We start from the raw sequence: 21,271 nt of genomic DNA, 5'->3' as shown, positions 1-21,271 counted from the left end.
CAGTGTCGTCGCCCGGCTCGACCGGGCGACCCAGTACGCCGCGGCTTCTCCGTATCTCACTAACGTCTCTGGAATACTGGATCACCCGCTTTCGCGGGTGATGACACCGTTGGTTTGTGGAATAGCGAACCTTACGACGCCCGCACCTGCCAGAAGCGCAGCGTGCGTCGTGCGTTCTCGGCCGTCATGCGCGCAAAATTGCTCTGCGCTCTCGCAAGATCCGCCGGCTTCATCGCACCTGTCGCAAAACGGCTTTCGAGCACGGCAACCGTCGTTTCCCAGCTGAGCTGCGCCGCCTTGCACGGCACCAACAGGCCGTCTTCGCGCAGGCTTTGCATCAGTGGACGAATCACCTCGACGGTCGATCCGGACAGCGCGGCCAATGCCGCGACGGTTTCCTCGTAGCGCCGTTGCCTGGCAAAGCCGAGCAGCGTCGCCTCGTTGAGCTGGCCCGTCGCCTTGAGACTTGCAATCGCCCGCTTGGCGCCCTCGAAGTCGCGCACGCCCGACATTTCACGCTCGACGCCGACGGTGGCCGCGGCAATCGCGCCCTGGATTTCCTCGAACAAATGCGGCGGCGCGCGTGACAGCAATCGCGTGCGAACCGCGTCTGTCGCCGAGCGCAGCAGTTGCCGGCGCAGGTTCGGCGGCAGATCGACGCGGACGCCGACGCTGACGGCGAGCTCCGGATCGGACTCGGCCTGGCCGACAATGATGGCAAAGCCCTTGCCCGAGACGCGCGCCCCGGGATTGACGGCGAGGCGCCGGCTGACGCTCGGATAGCGGCGCGCCAGCAATGCGTCGGTGACGATCTCCTTCAGCCACCAGCGGCCGGCGACCGCAAGCAGATGCGGCTCGCTTTTGCTGGAGGCGATCTTCACCAGCTCGCCGTCGTCGAGGCGCGCGGATTCCTGCAGTACGGGACCGGCGATGCGGATCTCGTCGTTGTTGGCGAGACGGCGGATCACTGACGGCGGCGCCTGTGCGATCGGCGCGAGCTGGGTGCTGATTTCGGCGAGTGCGACGCGCGCTGCCACATCGGCAATGGCGCGCAGCTCGATGGTGCCGATCAGGCGCTCGAGCACGTCGTCGAACAGGGCAATCTGTTCGTCGTTGAAGCTTCCGGCGGAGGAGAGAAACAGGTCGGTGACGCGCCGCGCGGTCTCCATGCCCTTTTCCGGCGAGCCGGCCCGGATCGCGGATTCGACCTCGTCGATGATCGATAGCTCGGCCGTGGACATGACGCGTTGCTCGTCCTGAGCGGATGGGAGGCTTGTTCTAAGCAACCGCTAGCATTAGCGACGAGCACTGAACGTTTCGTAAACCATGCCTTCTGGGTGACGCGCAGGCGCCATTGTCGTCACGCGAGAGGTGAACGAGAGCTGCCGCTATTCGCCGTTCCAGCCGCAGGCGCGGAGCTTTTCGTGCATGTGGGGCGGGGCCGGCGCAACGACCCGGATCGGCTCCTTGTTCCGGGAGATCGGCACCACGATCTCGCGGGAATGCAGATGCAGCTTCGGCTCGCCGAAGCGGGGGCCATTGCCGTAGATGTTATCACCAAAGATCGGCCAGCCGGTCGCCGACGAATGCACCCGCAATTGATGGGTCCGGCCGGTCACCGGTTCCATGGCGAGCCAGGTAAAACCCTCGCCCCGGCCCATCACTTTCCAGTTGGTGATGGCCTTCTGCCCCTCGGGGTCCGGCTTCTGCCACCAGCCACGCTCGGCGTTGAGCCGGCCGAGCGGCATGTCGATGGTGCCTTCATCCTCCGCCGGCCCGCCTTCGACCACGGTCCAATAGGTCTTGCCGATCTTGCCGTGCTTGAACAGGAGGCCGAGCGAGGCGGTGGCCTTGCGATGGCGGCCGAGCACGAGGCAGCCGGAGGTGTCCTTGTCCAGCCGGTGGGCCAGCACCGGCGGCCGCGGCAGGCCGAACCGGAGCGCGTCGAAGGAGTCTTCCAGATTGGGCCCGCCCTTGGGGCCGCGATGCACCGGAAGGCCGGCCGGCTTGTTGATGACCAGCATCAAGCCGTCGCGATGGAGCACGCGGCCCAGGATCTCGTCAGCGGTCAATTCGGGAACATCGAGCAATCGCAGGACTTTCGGTCAAGACTTTCGTTTGGGAGCCGGAACGGCTAACACACCCCCGCCATGAACGATACCACTGACACCCCCAAGCTGAGCTGGTGGCGCCGCCTGTCCAACGGGCTGAAGCGGACCTCGTCCTCCCTCGGGACCGCGGTCGCGGACCTCGTGACCAAGCGCAAGCTCGACCGCGCCATGCTCGACGACATCGAGGACGTGCTGCTGCGCGCCGACCTCGGCACATCTGTCGCCGTGCGGATCGCCGATGCCGTCGGCACCGGGCGGTACGACAAGGCGATCTCGGCCGACGAGGTCAAGGACGTGGTCGCGACCGAGGTTGAGAAGGTGCTGGCGCCGGTGGCCAAGCCCCTCGTGATCGATACGGCCAAGAAGCCGTTCGTGATCCTCGTGGTCGGCGTCAACGGCTCGGGCAAGACCACGACCATCGGCAAGCTCTCGCAAAAATTCGCCTCCGAAGGCCGCAAGGTGATGCTGGCCGCCGGCGATACGTTTCGCGCAGCAGCCATCGAGCAGCTGAAGGTCTGGGGCGAACGCACCAGGACGCCTGTCATTGCGGGCGCGCAGGGCTCGGACTCGGCGAGCCTTGCGTTCAACGCGCTGACGGCTGCGAAAGAGCAGGCGATCGACGTGCTGCTGATCGACACCGCCGGCCGCTTGCAGAACAAGGCCGAGCTGATGAACGAGCTCGAGAAGGTCGTGCGCGTCATCCGAAAGGTGGACGCTTCGGCGCCGCATGCGGTGCTGCTCGTGCTCGACGCCACTGTCGGCCAGAACGCATTGTCCCAGGTCGAGGCCTTCCATCGCACCGCGGGGGTGACTGGCCTCGTGATGACCAAGCTCGACGGCACCGCGCGCGGCGGCATCCTGGTGGCGCTCGCGGAAAAATTCAAGCTGCCCGTGCATTTCATCGGCGTCGGCGAAGGCGTCGACGATCTCGCAGCCTTCACGGCACGCGATTTTGCCCGGGCGATCGCCGGAATCGAAAGCTAGAGAATGGACAAGACCCAGCCGCATCCGCTGTTCAAGCTTGCGACCGAGCTCGGTCCGCTGCTCGTGTTCTTTTTCGTCAATGCGAAGTTCAACCTGTTCGCCGCGACCGGCGCCTTCATGGTGGCAATCGTGGCGGCGATGATCGCCTCCTATGTGGTGACGCGCCACATCCCGATCATGGCGATCGTGACAGGCGTGATCGTGCTGGTGTTCGGCACGCTCACCCTGGTGCTGCACGACGAGACCTTCATCAAGGTCAAGCCGACCATCATCTACGGTCTGTTCGCCGCGATCCTCGGCGGCGGCTTGTTGTTCGGCCGCTCCTTCATCGCCGTGATGTTCGACCAGATGTTCAACCTGACCCCGCAGGGCTGGCGCATCCTCACCCTGCGCTGGGCGCTGTTCTTCGCCGGCATGGCGGTGTTGAACGAGGTGGTCTGGCGCACCCAGAGCACGGACTTCTGGGTGAACTTCAAGGTCTTTGGGGTCACCCCGCTGACCATGATCTTCGCCGTCGCCCAGATGCCGCTGACCAAGCGCTACGGGGTCGAGCCGGTCTCGCTGGAGACCAGCGAGGCCGAGGCCGGGGATATCAGCAAAGGCTGACTCCCGGTTCCTGGTCCCGCCTGCCAACGCCGGCCAGGCTATTCACGCTGCCGTGCACTTCGCGCGCCCACGGTCGGGTCGGGCGGCGGATGCGATCGGCCTCTTCATTGCTCTGTAACCGCAATCAGCGCTTTACCTTGCCTGAAGGACCGAAGGCGGTAGCCTTTCCCGCGAAGAGATGGTGGCACGCCGGAGGGCCCGGTGGTGAACACAAAACAGGACCAGACTGCTGAACACCTGATTCAGTACCTCCGGCAGCTCGCCCCGCAGGTCCGCCGCCGCCTGCTTGCCGAACTGGAGCGGCTGCATCTCCTCGGCGAGGACATTCCACATTCCGAGCCCCTGATCGCGGCGCTGCGGGCCGAGTTCCGCAACACCGGCCAGAATCATTATCGCGTCGGAAATCCCTCGCGTTACTTCTTCGAGCCGCTCGAGCCGGTTCTGGTGGACAGGGCGCCGGAGCGGGCCAATAGCGGCCAGATCGCCCGTGGATCGCTCGCACCGATCTGGAGCCTCGTGACGGAGCAATTGCTGCGTAGCATGGCCGCCGACTACATCGCCGATGCGAACAACGTCATCTCCGCCGACAAGCAGGCCGAGGCGCGGCAGACGGCCCGAGCGTTCCAGAAGAAGGTCCTGATCTCGCTCAAGGGCCTGCTCGGTTCAGCCGAGGGCATCGCCTCCATTCGCGACGGCCTGATGGCCTATACCAGCTCGCATGCGACGTTCGACGATTTGAAGAAGATGCTGCGCTATCTCGACATGCAGCGGGAGCTCGAGGATTTTGGCCGTGGGCTCGCCCCGAAGATTGCCCGGCTCGAGGGCGCCAGCCTTGACAAGCTCCTCGGCCTTTTGAGCGCGCTCAAGGCCAAGCGCGCCGATGCCGTGCCGTTCGCGCTCACGATCGTTGCGAAGCGCCTGGAAACACCTTGGGAGCTGCTGGCCGTCGCGACCGGCCCAGTGGCCGACCGGGCTGCGGCGCGGATCGCGGCATCCCCCTTTGCGATTGCGGTTTCGATGGTGCTCGATCAGATCGAGGAGAAGCACAACCTCCTGCTCTTTGCGCTCAGGAACAACCGCCCCGTGCGGGCGAAGCAGATCGTCAGCGAGATCTACCGGATCGAGGAGGCGCTGAGAACTTGGATCGAGCTCAAAGGGTCCGACTGGGGCCAGCACCTGGATGAGCTGATGACGGCCGTCCAGGCCGCCGTCGCCGCGGAGATCAACACCATTCCGGGCGATCACCGGCACCTGACGCACATTCTGGAATCGCCGCGGTTGCGCCCGGACCACTCCTTCGGTCACAAGGTCGGACACATGTTCGAGAAGGGCTGGGATGTCGTGGCCGGCTTGCTCGCGGGCACCACGGACACGACCGATCGTCGCGACAACGTTTCGTGAGCTCGGTGCGCGCAGAAGCCTGTCCGCGCCGTGGTGTCAGCTTCCTGGTCCGCTTCCTGCTTTGAGCGCCTTGTCGAGCTCGGGCATCAGCACGGCCTTGAGATTCTCCGGCGTGATCGGGCCGACCAGCTTGTAGACGATGGTGCCTTCGCGGCCGACGACAAAAGTCTCCGGCACGCCATAGACCCCCCATTCGATCGAGGCGCGGCCGTTGGCATCTGTGCCGACGCGGTCGAACGGATTGCCGTAGCGGCCGAGGAAGCGCCGCGCGTTGTCGGGCGCGTCCTTGTAGTTGATGCCGACGAGCTGGAAGCGCTTGTCCTTGGCGAGCTCTGTCAGCAGCGGCGCTTCGTCATGGCAGGGCACGCACCAGGAGGCCCAGACATTGACGAGGCTGACCTTGCCCTTGAACGCGGCAGGATCGAGGCCCGGCACTTGCGTGCTGTCGGTCTGCAATCCCTCGAGCGCCGGCAGCGTGGTCGGCGGCGCCGGCCGTCCGATCAGCGCGGAGGGAATCCGCGAGGGATCGCCGCTGCCGAGCCGGAACCAGAACAGCACGGCAAGTCCGAGGAAAGCGAGCAGCGGCAGCACCATCAGGAAGGTGCGGCGCGGCGGCGTCGCGGAGGTCGATTGATCGCTCATGGTGTGCCCGTCGCGCTGCGGCCGGAGCGGCGGGTGATGCCGCTGCGCTCGAGCTCGCGCAAACGCTCCGTCTGGTTGCGATAGTCGAGCACGATCCAGCCGATCAGGAGCACGACCACGATGGCTGCTGCGACATAGGACGTCACGATGAAGGGCGCGTAGGGACCGAGTGACATGATCATGCAGCCCCCGTCGACGCGTTCTCTTGACGCGAGCCGGTCCCCATGTCGCTCGAAAACGCGACGCGGCTCGCCTGCATCATCTGCAACGACCGCACGCGGCGCCGCAGGATCTCGTTGCGCATGGCAGCCAAATGGAGCGTGACGAACAGCAGCGTGAATGCGACCGCCATCACCAGCAGCGGAATCAGGAACGATTTGTCGAGCGTGGAGCCGCCCATGCGCATCACCGAGGCCGGCTGGTGCAGCGTGTTCCACCAGTCGACCGAGAATTTGATGATGGGAAGATTGAGCGCGCCGACCAGCGTCAGCACCGCGGCTGCGCGCGCCGCGCGCGAGGGATCTTCCACCGCGCGCCACAGCGCCATCAGGCCGAGATACATCAGGAACAGGATCAGCACCGAGGTCAGCCGCGCATCCCATTCCCAATAGGTGCCCCACATCGGCCGGCCCCACAGCGAGCCCGTGAACAGCGCCAGGAAGGTGAACGCCGCGCCGATCGGTGCGGCGGCTTTGGCCGCGACGTCGGCAAGCGGATGCCGCCAAACCAGCGTGCCGAGCGAGGCCATGCTCATCACGCCCCAGACGAACATCGACAGCCACGCATTGGGGACGTGGATGAACATGATCTTCACGGTCGCGCCCTGCTGATAATCGTCGGGCGCAACAGCGGATAGATAGAGGCCGACCGCAAGCAGGATCGCGGTCGCAGCCGCGAGCCACGGCAGCACCCGCGCCGAGAGCGCGAGGAACCTTGTGGGGTTGGCGAGGTCGATCAGCGACATGGTATCCTGATAATCACCGGGAGCTGCTCACGCAATCAGCATGAAAGCGCGCAGCGAAAGTTGATCGGGGTCAAGGCAACCGACCCATTTCAGTCCAGTCCATGCTTCAGGCTCGCCGCCGCCGCGAACGGGCCGATCACGAGGCTGACCAGCGACAGCGCGCACAGGATCGAGAACGGCGCACCGAACGTCATGGGACCGACGATCGCGGCCTGCGAGGCCGCAACGCCGAAGATCAACACCGGAATCGAGAGCGGCAGCACCAGCACGGCCATCAGCAGCCCGCCGCGATGCAGCGTCACCGCCAGTGCCGCGCCGATCATGCCGGTGAAGGTCAGGGCCGGCGTGCCCGCCAGCAGCGTCAGGGCCACCGCGCCCGTCGCAACCATGTCGAGGTTGAGCAGCAGACCCAGCACCGGGGTTGCAACAATCAGCGGCAGGCCCGCCGCCAGCCAGTGCGCCAGCGCCTTGGCGGCACAGGCGAGTTCCAGCGGCGTCCGGCTCATGGTGATGAGGTCGAGCGAGCCGTCCTCGTGGTCGGCCATGAACAGCCGGTCCAGTGTCAGCAGGCTCGCCAAGAGCGCGCCGAGCCACAGAATCGCCGGCCCCAGCCGCGAGAGCAGGGCGAGGTCGGGTCCAACCGCGAACGGCATCAGAACGACGACGGTCAGGAAGAACAGCACCCCGATCAGCGCCCCGCCGCCAACGCGGAGCGCGATCCGGATGTCCCGCCGGATCAGGGCGGAGAGGGCGGTCATGGGGGGCTCCCAATGGTCGGGTAAGCGCCCGCCGCCAGCCCCGGGCACGCTGCGCTCCCTTCCCCCTTGTGGGGGAGGGAGGGGGAGGGGGGTAGCCCCGGGGAAGATGTTTGTTTGGGGCGATGCACCAGCAACAGAGCGCTCACTTCCCGAACGCTCGAATCGATGCGCCTTGCCGTGTGGCACCCCCCTCCCTGACCCTCCCCCACAAGGGGGGAGGGAACGGAGAGAGGTTGGCCGAGCCGCTTGGAAAACTGAGGGTGTGTGCGCTTCACGCCACACCCCCGATTCTTAGCTCTCGCGCTTCGAGCCCCAGCGGGGCGTGGGTGGCAGCGATGATCAGGCCGCCGCGGATCAGGTGCTGCCGCATCAGGTGCCCGAACATCTCCTGGCCGGCGGCATCAAGCGCGTTGGTCGGCTCGTCCAGCAGCCAGACCGGCCGCCGGACCGTCAGCAGCCGGGCCAGCGAGAGCCGGCGGCGCTGGCCGGCCGACAGGAAGCCCGCAGGCAGATGGGTTGCGTGGTCGAGCCCGACCGTGGCGAGGCTCGCGGCCGCATCAGAGCGCTCGCCGCCAAGGAAATCAGCCCAGAATGACAGGTTTTCCGCAACGCTGAGCGCCGGCTTCAGGGCGTCGCGATGACCGAGATAATGGCACTGCTCTGGCAGCGTCATCTCGGCGTCGCCCCCGTCCAGTACGATCGTGCCGCCCGCCGGGACGAGCAGGCCCGCGATCAGCCGCAGCAGCGAGGTCTTGCCCGATCCGTTGCGGCCGACCACGGCCACGGCTTCGCCTGAGCTCGCCTCGAAGTCGAGCCCGGAAAACACCTGGCGGCCGCCCCGCACGCAACCGAGCCCGCGTCCGGAAAGCTGCATCTTGCCTTGCATTATCGAGCTCAAAGCCAGGCCTCAGGAAAACTTGGGGTAGCGCATGGGAATTTTTGGCTGGCGAATTGCTGCGGCACGATTGTGGCTGTGGCGGCGCGGTTAGAAAACTTCTATAAGCCCGGAACTACTTGATGCAGCAACTCAACCTGCCCCTGCAAGCGGCCCAGCCTGATACGCTGACGGTGTTACAATACCCCCTGCCGGGTATATCTAACAATTGGGATTCCTACATGACCTCGCTCGACAGCTTCAAATGCAAAAAGACCCTCAAGGTCGGCGCCAAGACCTATGTCTATTACAGCCTGCCCACGGCCGAGAAGAATGGTCTGAAGGGAATTTCGAAACTCCCCTACTCGATGAAGGTCCTGCTCGAGAACCTGCTCCGCAACGAGGATGGCCGCTCGGTCAAGAAGGAAGACATCGTCGCGGTGTCGAAGTGGCTGCGCAAGAAGTCGCTGGAGCATGAGATCGCCTTCCGTCCGGCGCGCGTGCTGATGCAGGATTTCACCGGCGTGCCCGCCGTCGTCGACCTCGCCGCGATGCGCAACGCGATGCAGAAGCTCGGCGGCGATGCCGAAAAGATCAACCCGCTGGTCCCCGTTGACCTCGTCATCGACCACTCCGTGATCGTGAACTTCTTCGGCGACAACAAGGCGTTCGCCAAGAACGTCACCGAGGAATACAAGCAGAACCAGGAGCGCTATGAGTTCCTGAAGTGGGGCCAGAAGGCATTCTCGAACTTCTCCGTCGTGCCGCCCGGCACCGGCATCTGCCACCAGGTCAATCTCGAATATCTCTCCCAGACGGTGTGGACCAAGAAGGAGAAGATGACGGTCGGCAAGAAGACCGGCACGTTCGAGGTCGCCTATCCCGACTCGCTCGTCGGCACCGATTCCCACACCACCATGGTCAACGGTCTGGCCGTTCTCGGCTGGGGCGTCGGCGGCATCGAGGCGGAAGCCTGCATGCTCGGCCAGCCGTTGTCGATGCTGCTGCCGAATGTCGTCGGCTTCAAGCTGAAGGGTGCGATGAAGGAGGGAGTCACCGCGACCGACCTCGTGCTCACCGTGACGCAGATGCTGCGCAAGCTCGGCGTCGTCGGCAAGTTCGTCGAGTTCTTCGGTCCGGGGCTCGACAATCTCTCCGTCGCCGACAAGGCCACGATCGCCAACATGGCGCCCGAATATGGCGCGACCTGCGGCTTCTTCCCCGTCGACGCCGCCGCGATCGACTACCTCAAGACCTCCGGCCGCGCGGCGCCGCGCGTTGCGCTCGTGCAGGCCTATGCCAAGGCGCAAGGACTCTTCCGCACCGCCAAGTCGGCCGATCCGGTGTTCACGGAGACGCTGACGCTCGACCTCGCCGACGTCGTGCCGTCGATGGCCGGCCCGAAGCGTCCCGAAGGCCGCATCGCACTGCCGTCGGTCGCCGAAGGTTTTTCGCTCGCGCTCGGCACGGAGTACAAGAAGGCCGAGGAGCCCAACAAGCGCTTTGCCGTCGAGGGCAAGGACTACGAGATCGGCCATGGCGACGTCGTGATCGCGGCCATCACCTCCTGCACCAACACCTCGAACCCGAGCGTGCTGATCGGCGCGGGCCTGCTGGCGCGCAATGCGGCTGCCAAGGGCCTGAAGGCCAAGCCGTGGGTGAAGACCTCGCTCGCCCCGGGCAGCCAGGTGGTTGCGGGCTATCTCGCCGATTCCGGTCTGCAGAAGGATCTCGACAAGGTCGGCTTCAACCTGGTCGGGTTCGGCTGCACCACCTGCATCGGCAATTCCGGCCCGCTGCCGGAAGAGATCTCGAAGTCGATCAACGACAACGGCATCGTTGCCGCGGCCGTGCTGTCAGGTAATCGCAACTTCGAAGGCCGCGTCTCGCCTGATGTGCAGGCGAACTATCTGGCTTCGCCGCCGCTGGTCGTCGCGCACGCGCTCGCCGGCAGCGTCACCAAGAACCTCGCCGTCGAGCCGCTCGGCGAAGGCAAGGACGGCAAGCCGGTCTACCTGAAGGACATCTGGCCGACGACGAAGGAGATCAACACCTTCATGAAGAAGTTCGTGACCGCGTCGATCTTCAAGAAGAAGTATGCCGACGTGTTCAAGGGCGATACCAACTGGCGCAAGATCAAGACCACCGAGAGCGAGACCTATCGCTGGAACATGTCTTCGACCTATGTGCAGAACCCGCCCTATTTCGAAGGCATGAAGAAGGAGCCGGAGCCGGTCACCGACATCGTCGAGGCGCGCATCCTCGCCATGTTCGGCGACAAGATCACCACCGACCACATCTCGCCGGCCGGTTCGATCAAGCTCACCTCGCCCGCGGGCAAATATCTCAGCGAGCACCAGGTGCGTCCGGCCGACTTCAACCAGTACGGCACGCGTCGCGGCAACCATGAGGTGATGATGCGCGGCACCTTCGCCAACATCCGCATCAAGAACTTCATGCTGAAGGGCGCCGACGGCAGCATTCCGGAAGGCGGTCTCACCAAGCATTGGCCCGACGGCGAGCAGATGTCGATCTACGACGCCGCGATGAAGTACCAGCAGGAGCAGGTGCCGCTGGTCGTGTTCGCCGGCGCCGAATACGGCAACGGCTCCTCGCGCGACTGGGCCGCGAAGGGCACCCGTCTGCTCGGCGTGCGCGCCGTGATCTGCCAGAGCTTCGAGCGCATCCATCGCTCCAACCTCGTCGGTATGGGCGTGCTGCCGCTGACCTTCGAGGAAGGCACCTCCTGGTCGTCGCTCGGCCTCAAGGGCGACGAGAAGGTCACGCTGCGCGGCCTGGTCGGCGACCTGAAGCCGCGCCAGAAGCTGACCGCGGAGATCGTATCCGCTGACGGTTCGTTGCAGCGTGTTTCGCTGCTTTGCCGCATCGATACGCTGGACGAACTAGATTACTACCGGAACGGCGGTATTCTGCACTACGTGCTGCGCAAGCTCGCGGCCTAAGCGCGAATTTGTGAACGGTGGCTCACCGCGACGTGAGTAGAAGGTTAAACGAAGGCGGCCTATCAAAAAGGCCGCCTTCGCACGTTTGCGGCATGCTTCAGGTGGGCTCGTCCGGCAGAAATCCTGCGTCGGACGGCTAAGTATGCTGCGCCCCGTAAGACTACGGTGACCATCAGGCGATAAGCTTTCTCCGCAACGAATGACGATGTGTGACCTTCGACATGACTGGTATGGCTTCTAATCTCGTTACGCGCTGGTCCGGTGCATTCTGGTCGGGAGCGCTCGGTATCTGTGCCATCGTCGCCATCATCCGTCCCGCCCAGGCAGACCCCCGCGCCGTCGTCGAATTGTTTACCTCGCAGGGCTGCTCGTCCTGCCCGCCCGCCGACAAGGTCATCGGCGAACTCGCCAAGGATCCCTCGATCATCGCGCTGAGCATGCCGATCGACTATTGGGATTATCTCGGCTGGAAGGACACGTTGGCGGATTCGCGTTTCTCGGCGCGGCAGCGCGCCTATTCACGGATGCGCGGCGACCGCGAGGTCTATACGCCGCAGGTCGTGGTCAACGGCGCCACGCACGTCATCGGCAGCGATCGTGCCGGCATCGAAAATGCGATCGGCAAGACCGACAAGGGCGTGGGCGTGATGAGCGTTCCGGTTACGATGTCGCTCGCAGGCAAGCAGATCAACGTATCGGTGGCCGCGAGCAAGGAGCCTGCGGTCTCGCATGGCGAGGTTTGGATCTGCTCGATCGCGAAAGCGGTGCCGATCGAGATCAGCCGCGGCGAGAACCGCGGACAGCAGATCACCTACCACAACGTCGTGCGCAATCTGCTCAAGGTGGGCGACTGGAACGGACATCCGGAAAGCTGGACCGTGCCGCTTGAGAATCTGACGTCGCGCGATGGCGTCGACGGTGCGGTGGTCTATGTCCAGGACGGCAGTCGCGAAAGACCTGGTGCGATGCTGGGCGCGGCGTACACGTCGCTGCACTGAAGCGAGCCTGGATCGTCTCCGCAATTCATTTCTCAGCTGAACAAATGGATCGATGGATTCCGGGCTCGCGCTTCGCGCGACCCGGAATGACGGTGAAGGGAAACATCCCCCACAAGCAAAAAAGGACCAACTCGCGTTGGCCCTCCTTGTCGCGCGTACAGACCCGATCCTGTTCGACCCCGGGGGGCTGGGGGCTGAGGAATCCGGAACCGAAAGGACCGGGTCAACGCACACCAGTCTTTTCGCAGTGCAGGGCGGCAGGCGATGGGCGGAAAAGCGGCGATCCTGTGATTCCTGCTAACGATCCCGTGACGGTTTGCCGCTGAGAAGTTCCACCGTTGCGTGTGTCATGATCCGCGACGACCGGCGGTAATGAGACGGTCCCAGGGCCGTTCAGGAGCCCCTTGCGGCGGGGAACAGTTGGCGCAATCATGCCATTGTCATGATCCGTGGCTCCGGGGACGGTCGTCGCGGAGGCGGTCATGCCGAGCGATGAGGAGGCGCCCCATGAGTTTGACGTCGGAGGATGCCGATCCGAGCGAGCAGCGCGCAGTGGCGCGCCCCGCCGCTGCAAATACCCAACCGAGCCGGGTGACGTTCAACCGGCTTGAGCTGCACCGAATTCTCAATCTCTATGGCCGCATGGTCGCCGACGGCGAGTGGCGCGACTATGCCATCGATTTCCTGAAGGACCGCGCTGTGTTCTCGGTCTATCGCCGCGCCTCCGAAGTGCCGATCTACCGCATCGAGAAAGATCCGCGGCTCGCCCGCAAGCAGGGCATGTACAGTGTGATTTCGGCGACCGGCCTGATCCTGCGCCGCGGCCACGAGCTCGAGCGCGTGCTGCTGGTGATCGACCGGAAACTGGCGGTGGTGTAGCGGCACGGGTGGTGCCGTAGGGTGGGCAAAGGCGCAAAGCGCCGTGCCTACGATTTCTCTCAATCATTGCAAATGGTGGGCACGCTACGCTTTGCCCACCTACGAGCCCTATTTCCCCGGCACCGTCGTCGCGCCCTCGCCGAGTTCGCGCTGCATCATCACCGTGTCCAGCCAGCGGCCGAATTTCAGGCCGACATTCGGATGCGTGCCGATCATCTTGAAGCCGCCCCTGCTATGCACGCCGATCGAGCCGGCATTGGCGGAATCGCCGATCACCGCGATCATCTGGCGGAAGCCGCGCCCCTCGCATTCCCGGATCAGCCGCTCCAGCAGCAATGATCCGATGCCGCGGCGATGGAAGCCGGGATCGAGATAGATCGAGTTCTCGACAGTGAAGCGATAGGCCGGACGAGGCCGGTAGGCACCGGCATAGGCGTATCCGGCGACGCGGCCGTCGAGGAGGGCGACGAAGTAGGGATAGCCACCGTCGATCAGCGCGCGATAGCGGCGCGTCATCTCGGTCAGATCAGGCGGTTCCAGCTCGAAGGTCGCGGTGCCCTCGCGGACGGCCTGCTGGTAGATCGCGGTGATGGCGGGAAGGTCGGCCTCGGTGGTGGGCCTGATTTCGGGTGCGGACATGGGGCAAGACTAGTGCGTTCGCAGGACGGCTGGAAGAGCCAATGCCGCTTCCACGCCCGTCATAGCGAGCGCAGCGAAGCAATCCAGAAATGCGTCTGCGGAGGGACTCTGGATTGCTTAAACTCGCAATGACGAGGAGAGGTCAAGTGCCAAACAAAAACCCCGGCCTTTCGGCCGGGGCTCGTGTCCGTTCTCTCTCGTCTTGCGCTTAGTCGCGCTGGCCAAGGAGCTGCAGCAGCAGCGTGAACAGGTTGATGAAGTTCAAGTACAGCGACAATGCGCCGGTGATGGCCGCACGCTCCGCGATGTCACCGCCGGCCGAAGCGTAGCCGTAGATGTAGTCGTTCTTCAGCCGCTGGGTGTCCCAGGCGGTGAGGCCCGCGAACACCAGAACGCCGGCCACCGAGACGATGAACTGCAGCGCAGAGCTCGCCAGGAACAGGTTCACCAGGCTCGCAATGATGATCCCGATCAGGCCCATGAACAGGAACGAGCCCATGGCAGTCATGTCACGCTTGGTGGTGTAGCCGTAAAGGCTCAGCGCGCCGAAGGTTGCCGCGGTGATGAAGAACACCCGTACGATCGAGGTATGCGTGAACACCAGGAAGATCGACGACAGCGAGACGCCCATCAGCGCCGAGAACACCCAGAACAGGATCTGGGCGGTCGAGGGGGCCAGGCGGTTGATGCCCGCCGAGATCACGAACACCATGGCGAGCGGCGCGAGCATGAACAGCCACTTCAGGGGGCTGACAAACATCGCGTAGCCGAACGGCGTCAGGAAGATCTTGCCGACGCGCACAGCGTCCGCCGTCGGAACGTCGGTCACGGCGGCCATGTAGACGCCGAGCGCGGCAAGGCCGGTGATGGCAAGGCCAATGCTCATATAATTGTAGATGCGCAGCATATAGGCGCGCAGGCCGGCATCGACCGTCGCGGCGTCAACACGCCCGGCGGCCCTGCCGAAGGGAGAAGCGTAGTTACGGTTGAGGTCCGACATGGTCGAATTCCCGTTGGTTGGTCCGGTCCGGCATAGGGGTCGCCATGCCGCCGGTTCGTCAAACTCTATCTCGGATACCGATGCCTGCCGACTTAATTTTGGCTAACAATCGGGGCTCCGAACCCACTCGATATGTGGGAAACTAACACATTCGCTGCAACCGTCCACGCGCGGCCGAATGTCGCCCTCCGCGCGCCAACCTGACGACAGCCTGACAAGCAGACGTGGTTAATCGCGGGAATCGTGCAGTTTCCGATCCCGTGCAGCAATCCGCTACCTTTTGTCACAAATTCCGCAACACCGTGGCGGGCTTTTTGTTCAATGCCAGCAGCGTGCCGGCGAGCCCGAGGCCGACGGTGACGACCAGCGCGGCTGCCACCACGCCGGCCGCGCTTGCAGCCTGCCAGACGAAGGTCAGCGTCATCAGCCGCGTCACGATCATCCAGGCCGCGATGCTGCCGGCGGTCACGCCAAACACCGCGGTGGCAAGCCCGATCAGCAGGTATTCGAGCGCATAGGCACCGAGCAGCCGCAGCCGCGTGGCGCCGAGCGTCTTCAGGATCACCGCATCATAGACCCGGTGGCGATGGCCGGCCGCGAGCGCGCCGCCCAGCACAAGGATGGCCGAGATCAGGGTCACGGCGCTGGCGCCGCGAATGGCGAGGGCGAGGTTGGTCACGACCGATCCGACCGTCTCCATCACCTCCCGCACGCGCACGCTCGTCACCATCGGATAGGCGTCGGCCACCTGCTTGATGATCTGGCCGTCGCTCGCAGCATCGCCGGCGGCCTCCGTCAGCGTCGCGATATGGGTATGCGGTGCGCCCTTGAAGGCGTTGGGCGAGAACACCAGCACGAAGTTGATGCCGAGCCCCTGCCAGTCGATGGTGCGCAGATTGCCGATTTTCGCCGGGATGTCGCGGCCGAGCACGTTGACCACGATTTCGTCGCCGAGCTTGAGGCCGAGGCCGTCGGCGATCTTCTTCTCCACCGAGACCAGCGGCGGGCCGGAATAGTGCGCGCCCCACCATTCACCTTCGACCACCTTGGAGCCCTTCGGCAGCTCGCCGGTGTAGGTGAGGCCGCGGTCGCTCTGCAGCACCCATTCGGAATCGGTTGACGGTTTGAGGTCCTCGGCGCGCACGCCGCGGGCGGCGACGATGCGGCCGCGCAGCATCGGCACGTCCTCGACCTTCGCGCCCGGTGCGACCTGGCGCAGATAATCGTCGAACGATGCGGCCTGCGTGCTCGGTATGTCGATGAAGTAGAACGACGGCGCGCGATCGGGCAGCGCGGCGAGGAACTGCCGGCGCAGATTGCCGTCGATCTGGGTGATGGTCACGAGCACCGCGAGGCCGAGGCCGAGCGAGAGCACGACCGAGGGCGTCAGCGCACCGGGCCGGTGGATGTTGGCGATCGCCAGCCGCAGCATGGTGAAGCGCGTCCGCGGGAGGTGTCGCGCGATGGCCATCAGCACGGCGGCGACGCCGCGCAGCACTGCGAACACGATGACGGAGGACACCACGAACACCGCAGCGATACGCTTGTCGAAGGACAATCCGATCACGACGGCGACGAGCAGGGCCACGATGACGCCCATGAAGACGAGATAACTCGCGCGCGGCCGGTGCCATTCGGCGGCGATGGTGTCGCGGAACAGCGCGGCGACCGGCACGTCGTGCACGCGTCCGAGCGGCCACAGGCCGAAGGCGAGGGCGGTGAGCAGGCCGTAGACGAACGACAGCGCGAGCTCATCGACGTGCACGGCCGGCACCACCGGGAGCGGCAGCAGCTTGCCGAACAGGCCGACGATGGCAAACGGCATCGCCGCGCCCAGCGCCAGCCCGATCACCGAACCGATCGCGGCGAGCAGGATCACCTGCGCGAGATAAATGCCGAACACGTCGCGCCCGGTGGCGCCGACGGCCTTGAACGCCGCGATCACCTCGAGCCGACGGTCGATATGGCTCTTCACGGCGTTGGCGACACCGACACCGCCGACCAGGAGCGCAGCGAGACCGACCAGGGTCAGGAACTGCGTGAAGCGGCCGATATTGCGCTCGAGCTGCGGCGAGGCGTTGGAGCGGCTGCGGACCTCCCACCCGGCCTCCGGCGCGGCGTTGCGTGCGTCGGCGATGAAGGCGTCGGTGGCGCGGTCGCTGTTGGCGGTGTCAGGCAGTTTGATGCGATAGACCCAGCGCACCAGACTGCCGGGCTGGATCAGGCCGGTGGCACGCAAGGCCGTCTCGCTGATCAAAAAGCGCGGACCAAAGCCGATGCCGCCGGCGAGCTTGTCGGGCTCGGCCTCGACGCTGGAGCGGATCTGGAAGGTCGCCGAACCAATGGTGACGCGGTCGCCGATCTTGAGCGACAGCCGCGCCAGCAGCGCCGGATCGGCGGCCGCACCGAAGGCGCCGTCGCGCTCCGCGAGCAGATCGCTCAGCGGCAGCGGCGGCGCCAGCGTCAACTGTCCGAGCATCGGATAGGTGTCGTCGACCGCCTTCATCTCGACCAGCGCCAGCTTGCCCTCGGCCGAGCGCGCCATGCCGCGCAAGGTGGCGGCCGTCGAGACAGTCCCGCGCGAGCGTAGGAAGGCGACCTCGTCGGGCTTGGCTTCCCGCTGGAACAGCACGAAGGAGACGTCGCCGCCGAGCAGCGTGCGCCCTTCGCGGGCGAGACCGTCGCTCAGGCTTGCCGACACCGAGCCGACGCCGGCGATTGCCATCACGCCGAGCGCGATGCAGGCGATGAAGACGTAGAAGCCGCGCAAGCCCCCGCGCAATTCGCGCAAGGCATAGCGGAGTGACAGCGCGATGCCGTTCGGCTTCGCAAACGGTTCGGCAGCGACGCTCATGCTTTGGTCGTCTGGGTGTCGATGCGGCCCGAGCGCAGGCGGATCACGCGATCGCAGCGATGCGCGAGCGAGGAATCGTGCGTGACCAGCACCAAGGTCATGCCGCGTTCGGCGTGCTTGGTGAAGAGCAGGTCGACGATCTGCTTGCCCGTGGTCTCGTCGAGATTGCCGGTCGGCTCATCCGCGACCAGGATGGCCGGATCGGGCGCCAGCGCGCGCGCGAGCGCGACGCGCTGCTGCTCGCCGCCGGAGAGCTGCATCGGATAATGATGCAGGCGATCGCCGAGGCCGACCGATTGCAGCTCTTCGGCCGCGCGCTTGTTGGCGTCGGGATTGCCGGCGAGCTCGAGCGGCACCGCGACGTTCTCCAATGCCGTCATGGTCGGGATCAGGTGAAAGGACTGGAAGACGATGCCGACCTGGCGGCCGCGGAAGCGCGCCAGCGCATCCTCGTCGAGGGCATTGAAAGGCGTGCCTGACACCACCACCTCTCCACTGTCAGGGCGCTCCAGCCCCGCCATCACCATCAGCAGCGTGGATTTGCCCGAACCTGACGGGCCGATCAGGCCGATCGTCTCGCCCGAGCCGACGCGCAGGCTGATATCCTTGAGGATGTGAACGCGTGCCGCCCCCGTTCCCAGCGAGAGATTGACATTGGAAATGGCGATGGTGTCCGGCGTCGTGCCGGCGAGGGAAGAGGGTTCGATGCGACTGTCCATGGTCCGGTCATATGGCAACTCCGCACGCGCGGTCGAGAGGCGTTACGGATTGTTCATGCACATAGCCGTGTTGATGCTCGCTTTGATGACGCTCGCCCATCCGGCTGGGGCGGAAACGACAAAACCGATCAAGCTTGTCGTTCTCGGCGATTCCCTGAGCGCCGGTCTCGGCCTTCCGGCCCAGGATGCGTTCCCGGCGAAGCTTCAAAAAGCTTTGCAGGCCAAAGGCATAGAGGTCGAGATGACCAACGCCGGTGTGTCGGGGGACACCTCCTCCGGCGGCCGCGACCGGCTCGACTGGTCGGTGCCCGATGGAACTGATGCCGTCATCGTCGAGCTTGGCGCCAACGACGCGATGCGCGGCATCGACCCCGACTTGACGCGGGTGGCGTTGACCGACATCGTTCGGCGTCTCAAGGCGCGCAAGATCGCCGTGATGCTGTGTGGCATGCTGGCGCCGCCGAATTTCGGCGCCGACTATGGCGCGCGCTTCAATTCGATTTATCCTGATTTGGCGAAGCAGTTCGACGTGCCGCTCTATCCGTTCTTCCTCGACGGTGTCGCGGCCGATGCCAAGCTCAACCAGACCGACGGCATTCATCCGACGGCTGAAGGCGTCGACATCGTCGTTGGCAGGATGCTGCCCACCGTGGAGGCATTCCTTGGCACCATCAACGAGCATCGGCGTTGAAAAACAGGCAACGCCAGCCCTAATTCCCAGGGTTTTCCCGGGGTGAGACGCGCGATGCTTCGCAGAGTCACACAACTGCGATAGGAATCAGGGTACCGGTGATTCGTCGCCGGCTCTAATTTGGATATGGTTCTGCTTCGTGGGGCCGTACCCAAGCATCGGGAGTGCGAAACGATGCCGCGTTTGTTCACTGGTCTGGAAATTCCGGCCGAGATCGGCCAGTCGCTTTCCAACTTGCGGGGCGGCCTTCCCGGCGCCCGGTGGATCGACCCCGAAAATTATCACGTCACATTACGCTTCATCGGCGATATCGACGGCGCCTCCGCCAACGAGATCGCATCGATGCTGTTTCGCGTCGATCGCAAGCCGTTCGAGGTGAAAGTGCAGGGGCTGACGAGTTTTGGCGGCCGCAAGCCGAGGGCGGTCGTTGCGACGATTGCGCCAAGCAAGCCGCTGATGGAATTGCAGGCCGAGCTCGAACGCATGATGCAGCGGATCGGCCTCGATCCGGAGGGGCGCAAATATATCCCGCACGTCACGCTGGCCCGCCTGCACGATGCCTCCGACCGCGACGTCGCCGACTATCTCTCGATCCGCGGCTACTTCCCGAGCAAGGCGTTCACGGCGGAGCGCTTCGTGCTGTTCTCCTCGCGCGCATCGACCGGCGGCGGCCCGTACGTAGTCGAGGACGCCTACGAGCTGTGTGAATAGGTCTCGTGCCCCGGACGCAGTGCGCCGCAAAGTCGTGCGCTGCTGCGCGTCCGGGACACGAAAGCGCATACCCCGTCCACCAATTGACGGCTTGCAATTTCCGCCGGTCTCTGGCGGTAAAGGGCGATGCTCTCCACCCCGAATTCCTCCTTCAGCGATGCATACCAGGCCGAGATCGCCTCCGGCGCGATCGAGCCCGACGCCGCGCAGGCCGAAGTCGCCGAAGCCTATACGGCGCTGGATCTGCGCCTCGCGAACTACAGCCCCAAGCGCAAGCAGGGTCTGTTCGCCCGCCTGTTCAGCAACGGCGATAAGGATGAGGTGCCGCACGGGCTCTACATCCATGGCGAGGTTGGCCGCGGCAAGACGATGCTGATGGACCTGTTCTTCCAGCACTCGAATGTCGAGCACAAGCGCCGCGCGCATTTCCACGAATTCATGGCTGACGTGCACGAGCGCATCTACGACTATCGCCAGAGCATCGCGCGCGGACAGATCCCCGACGGAGACGTCATCGCGCTGACGGCGAATGCGATCTTCGAGGAAAGCTGGCTGCTCTGCTTCGACGAATTCCACGTCACCGACATTGCGGACGCGATGATCCTGGGACGCCTGTTCGCAAAATTGTTCGAGCTCGGCACCGTCGTGGTCGCGACCTCCAACGTCGCGCCCGACGATCTCTACAAGGGCGGTTTGAATCGCGCGCTGTTCCTGCCTTTCATCAAGCAGATCACCGAGCACATGGACGTCTCGCGCCTCGATGCGCGCACCGACTTCCGGCTGGAAAAGCTGCAGGGTGTGCCGATGTGGCTGACGCCGGCGGATGGCGATGCCGACGCCGCGCTCGACCGCGCCTGGAAGAGGATGACCGGCAATGCGAAGTGCAAGTCGCACGACATCCAGATCAAGGGCCGCACCCTGCACGTGCCGTGCGCGGCCCATGGCGTGGCGCGGTTTTCGTTCGCGGATCTCTGCGAGAAGCCGCTCGGTGCATCCGACTACCTCAGGCTGGCGCACGACTATCACACCATCCTGGTCGACCATATTCCAGTGATGGACTTCTCCCAACGCAACGCCGCCAAGCGCTTCATCACGCTGATCGACACGTTCTATGACAATGCCGTGAAGCTGATGGCGTCCGCAGATGCCAACCCGATCTCTCTCTACCTCGCCACCGAGGGCAACGAGGCCATGGAGTTCAAGCGGACCGCCTCGCGCCTGATCGAGATGAGCTCGGAATCCTATCTGGCACTGCCCCACGGCCGCAAGGATTCCACGGCCAGCGGCTCCACCAAGGGGCTGGTGGAGACTTAAGTCCTATTTGCCAGCGCTGTCATTCCGGGGCGCGCGAAGCGCGAGCCCGGAATCCATTGCGCTACAAACTCCGCCGCCCGATGGATTCCGGGCCTGCGCCTGTCGGCGCATCCCGGAATGACGGACCGGGTATGCTGGCTGCTATCGCGCCAAGCCCGACAAA

General features: G+C 64.8%; 20 protein-coding genes. 9 read left to right on the top strand and 11 right to left on the bottom strand.

Features of this window, described 5'->3' with window-relative positions:
- Positions 1 to 131: 131 nt before the first annotated feature.
- Both XH88_RS31685 and XH88_RS31680 read right to left on the bottom strand, forming a co-directional pair.
- Positions 132 to 1,241 (bottom strand): DUF2336 domain-containing protein, encoded by a 1,110-nt coding sequence (locus tag XH88_RS31685; protein ID WP_271672148.1) that lies wholly within the window; start codon positions 1,239 to 1,241, stop codon positions 132 to 134.
- Positions 1,242 to 1,388: 147 nt separating this feature from the next.
- Positions 1,389 to 2,090, bottom strand: a complete 702-nt coding sequence (locus XH88_RS31680) for an RluA family pseudouridine synthase (protein ID WP_177248149.1) — start codon at positions 2,088 to 2,090, stop codon at positions 1,389 to 1,391.
- Between the two features lie 60 nt (positions 2,091 to 2,150).
- Here XH88_RS31680 and ftsY point away from each other — a divergent pair, with 60 nt between their 5' ends.
- From ftsY to XH88_RS31665, 3 genes are all read left to right on the top strand, one after another.
- Complete coding sequence (gene ftsY, locus XH88_RS31675) at positions 2,151 to 3,095, top strand: signal recognition particle-docking protein FtsY (protein WP_271672147.1); 945 nt, start codon at positions 2,151 to 2,153, stop codon at positions 3,093 to 3,095.
- 3 nt (positions 3,096 to 3,098) lie between these two features.
- Positions 3,099 to 3,701, top strand: a complete 603-nt coding sequence (locus XH88_RS31670; protein WP_271672146.1) for a septation protein A — start codon at positions 3,099 to 3,101, stop codon at positions 3,699 to 3,701.
- A gap of 201 nt (positions 3,702 to 3,902) precedes the next feature.
- Positions 3,903 to 5,102, top strand: coding sequence for a hypothetical protein (locus XH88_RS31665; protein ID WP_271672145.1), 1,200 nt, complete (start codon positions 3,903 to 3,905; stop codon positions 5,100 to 5,102).
- 36 nt (positions 5,103 to 5,138) lie between these two features.
- Here XH88_RS31665 and XH88_RS31660 read toward each other — a convergent pair whose 3' ends face one another.
- The 5 genes from XH88_RS31660 to ccmA all read right to left on the bottom strand — a co-directional run bounded on the left by XH88_RS31660 (position 5,139) and on the right by ccmA (position 8,340).
- Positions 5,139 to 5,744, bottom strand: coding sequence for a DsbE family thiol:disulfide interchange protein (locus XH88_RS31660; protein WP_271672144.1), 606 nt, complete (start codon positions 5,742 to 5,744; stop codon positions 5,139 to 5,141).
- Entirely contained in the window at positions 5,741 to 5,926 is a 186-nt protein-coding gene (gene ccmD, locus XH88_RS31655) for a heme exporter protein CcmD (protein WP_271672143.1), read from the bottom strand. Before ccmD ends, XH88_RS31660 begins: the two co-directional genes overlap by 4 nt.
- Entirely contained in the window at positions 5,923 to 6,708 is a 786-nt protein-coding gene (locus XH88_RS31650) for a heme ABC transporter permease (RefSeq protein ID WP_271672142.1), read from the bottom strand. The genes ccmD and XH88_RS31650 overlap by 4 nt, the downstream gene beginning before the upstream one ends.
- An 89-nt stretch (positions 6,709 to 6,797) precedes the next feature.
- Entirely contained in the window at positions 6,798 to 7,466 is a 669-nt protein-coding gene (gene ccmB / locus XH88_RS31645; RefSeq protein WP_106945554.1) for a heme exporter protein CcmB, read from the bottom strand.
- A 271-nt stretch (positions 7,467 to 7,737) separates the two neighbouring features.
- A complete protein-coding gene (gene ccmA / locus XH88_RS31640; protein ID WP_271672259.1) occupies positions 7,738 to 8,340 on the bottom strand; it encodes a heme ABC exporter ATP-binding protein CcmA in 603 nt (200 codons plus the stop codon).
- Positions 8,341 to 8,582: 242 nt separating this feature from the next.
- Between ccmA and acnA the strand changes: the two genes are divergently transcribed.
- From acnA to XH88_RS31625, 3 genes are all read left to right on the top strand, one after another.
- The gene (gene acnA / locus XH88_RS31635) at positions 8,583 to 11,303 is read left to right on the top strand and encodes an aconitate hydratase AcnA (RefSeq protein WP_271672258.1); all 2,721 of its coding nucleotides are present in this window, start codon (positions 8,583 to 8,585) and stop codon (positions 11,301 to 11,303) included.
- A 221-nt stretch (positions 11,304 to 11,524) separates the two neighbouring features.
- A complete protein-coding gene (locus XH88_RS31630; protein ID WP_271672257.1) occupies positions 11,525 to 12,301 on the top strand; it encodes a DUF1223 domain-containing protein in 777 nt (258 codons plus the stop codon).
- 507 nt (positions 12,302 to 12,808) lie between these two features.
- On the top strand, positions 12,809 to 13,180 hold the full coding sequence (locus XH88_RS31625) for a DUF2794 domain-containing protein (protein WP_271672141.1): 372 nt from the start codon (positions 12,809 to 12,811) through the stop codon (positions 13,178 to 13,180).
- Positions 13,181 to 13,288: 108 nt separating this feature from the next.
- On the opposite strand, the gene XH88_RS31620 is transcribed toward XH88_RS31625, so the two are convergent.
- The 4 genes from XH88_RS31620 to XH88_RS31605 all read right to left on the bottom strand — a co-directional run bounded on the left by XH88_RS31620 (position 13,289) and on the right by XH88_RS31605 (position 18,392).
- Complete coding sequence (locus XH88_RS31620) at positions 13,289 to 13,819, bottom strand: GNAT family N-acetyltransferase (protein WP_271672140.1); 531 nt, start codon at positions 13,817 to 13,819, stop codon at positions 13,289 to 13,291.
- Between the two features lie 208 nt (positions 13,820 to 14,027).
- Positions 14,028 to 14,819: a Bax inhibitor-1/YccA family protein gene (locus tag XH88_RS31615; protein WP_271672139.1), complete on the bottom strand. Its 792-nt coding sequence runs from the start codon at positions 14,817 to 14,819 to the stop codon at positions 14,028 to 14,030.
- A gap of 283 nt (positions 14,820 to 15,102) precedes the next feature.
- Positions 15,103 to 17,673, bottom strand: a complete 2,571-nt coding sequence (locus XH88_RS31610; RefSeq protein ID WP_271672138.1) for an ABC transporter permease — start codon at positions 17,671 to 17,673, stop codon at positions 15,103 to 15,105.
- On the bottom strand, positions 17,670 to 18,392 hold the full coding sequence (locus XH88_RS31605) for an ABC transporter ATP-binding protein (RefSeq protein ID WP_271672137.1): 723 nt from the start codon (positions 18,390 to 18,392) through the stop codon (positions 17,670 to 17,672). The genes XH88_RS31610 and XH88_RS31605 overlap by 4 nt, the downstream gene beginning before the upstream one ends.
- Before the next feature lie 55 nt (positions 18,393 to 18,447).
- Here XH88_RS31605 and XH88_RS31600 point away from each other — a divergent pair, with 55 nt between their 5' ends.
- From XH88_RS31600 to zapE, 3 genes are all read left to right on the top strand, one after another.
- A complete protein-coding gene (locus XH88_RS31600; RefSeq protein ID WP_271672136.1) occupies positions 18,448 to 19,083 on the top strand; it encodes an arylesterase in 636 nt (211 codons plus the stop codon).
- Positions 19,084 to 19,257: 174 nt separating this feature from the next.
- Complete coding sequence (thpR, locus tag XH88_RS31595) at positions 19,258 to 19,794, top strand: RNA 2',3'-cyclic phosphodiesterase (RefSeq protein ID WP_128963394.1); 537 nt, start codon at positions 19,258 to 19,260, stop codon at positions 19,792 to 19,794.
- Positions 19,795 to 19,920: 126 nt separating this feature from the next.
- Positions 19,921 to 21,108, top strand: coding sequence for a cell division protein ZapE (gene zapE / locus XH88_RS31590; RefSeq protein WP_271672135.1), 1,188 nt, complete (start codon positions 19,921 to 19,923; stop codon positions 21,106 to 21,108).
- The last annotated feature ends 163 nt before the right edge of the window (positions 21,109 to 21,271 follow it).

It is taken from the genome of Bradyrhizobium sp. CCBAU 51627, from assembly GCF_028128765.1.
Lineage (GTDB): Bacteria > Pseudomonadota > Alphaproteobacteria > Rhizobiales > Xanthobacteraceae > Bradyrhizobium.
The sequence above is the reverse complement of the archived record's forward strand: the minus strand, read 5'-3'. Positions and strand labels throughout refer to the sequence as shown.

Coding starts and splice junctions, on each gene's coding strand:
- ccmD (WP_271672143.1), bottom strand. CDS start 5,926: ATGATCATGTCACTCGGTCCCTACGCGCCCTTCATCGTGACGTCCTAT.
- XH88_RS31630 (WP_271672257.1), top strand. CDS start 11,525: ATGACTGGTATGGCTTCTAATCTCGTTACGCGCTGGTCCGGTGCATTC.
- XH88_RS31620 (WP_271672140.1), bottom strand. CDS start 13,819: ATGTCCGCACCCGAAATCAGGCCCACCACCGAGGCCGACCTTCCCGCC.
- acnA (WP_271672258.1), top strand. CDS start 8,583: ATGACCTCGCTCGACAGCTTCAAATGCAAAAAGACCCTCAAGGTCGGC.
- thpR (WP_128963394.1), top strand. CDS start 19,258: ATGCCGCGTTTGTTCACTGGTCTGGAAATTCCGGCCGAGATCGGCCAG.
- ccmA (WP_271672259.1), bottom strand. CDS start 8,340: ATGCAGCTTTCCGGACGCGGGCTCGGTTGCGTGCGGGGCGGCCGCCAG.
- ftsY (WP_271672147.1), top strand. CDS start 2,151: ATGAACGATACCACTGACACCCCCAAGCTGAGCTGGTGGCGCCGCCTG.
- XH88_RS31650 (WP_271672142.1), bottom strand. CDS start 6,708: ATGTCGCTGATCGACCTCGCCAACCCCACAAGGTTCCTCGCGCTCTCG.
- XH88_RS31625 (WP_271672141.1), top strand. CDS start 12,809: ATGAGTTTGACGTCGGAGGATGCCGATCCGAGCGAGCAGCGCGCAGTG.
- XH88_RS31600 (WP_271672136.1), top strand. CDS start 18,448: ATGCACATAGCCGTGTTGATGCTCGCTTTGATGACGCTCGCCCATCCG.
- XH88_RS31615 (WP_271672139.1), bottom strand. CDS start 14,819: ATGTCGGACCTCAACCGTAACTACGCTTCTCCCTTCGGCAGGGCCGCC.
- XH88_RS31670 (WP_271672146.1), top strand. CDS start 3,099: ATGGACAAGACCCAGCCGCATCCGCTGTTCAAGCTTGCGACCGAGCTC.
- XH88_RS31660 (WP_271672144.1), bottom strand. CDS start 5,744: ATGAGCGATCAATCGACCTCCGCGACGCCGCCGCGCCGCACCTTCCTG.
- zapE (WP_271672135.1), top strand. CDS start 19,921: ATGCTCTCCACCCCGAATTCCTCCTTCAGCGATGCATACCAGGCCGAG.
- ccmB (WP_106945554.1), bottom strand. CDS start 7,466: ATGACCGCCCTCTCCGCCCTGATCCGGCGGGACATCCGGATCGCGCTC.
- XH88_RS31685 (WP_271672148.1), bottom strand. CDS start 1,241: ATGTCCACGGCCGAGCTATCGATCATCGACGAGGTCGAATCCGCGATC.
- XH88_RS31610 (WP_271672138.1), bottom strand. CDS start 17,673: ATGAGCGTCGCTGCCGAACCGTTTGCGAAGCCGAACGGCATCGCGCTG.
- XH88_RS31605 (WP_271672137.1), bottom strand. CDS start 18,392: ATGGACAGTCGCATCGAACCCTCTTCCCTCGCCGGCACGACGCCGGAC.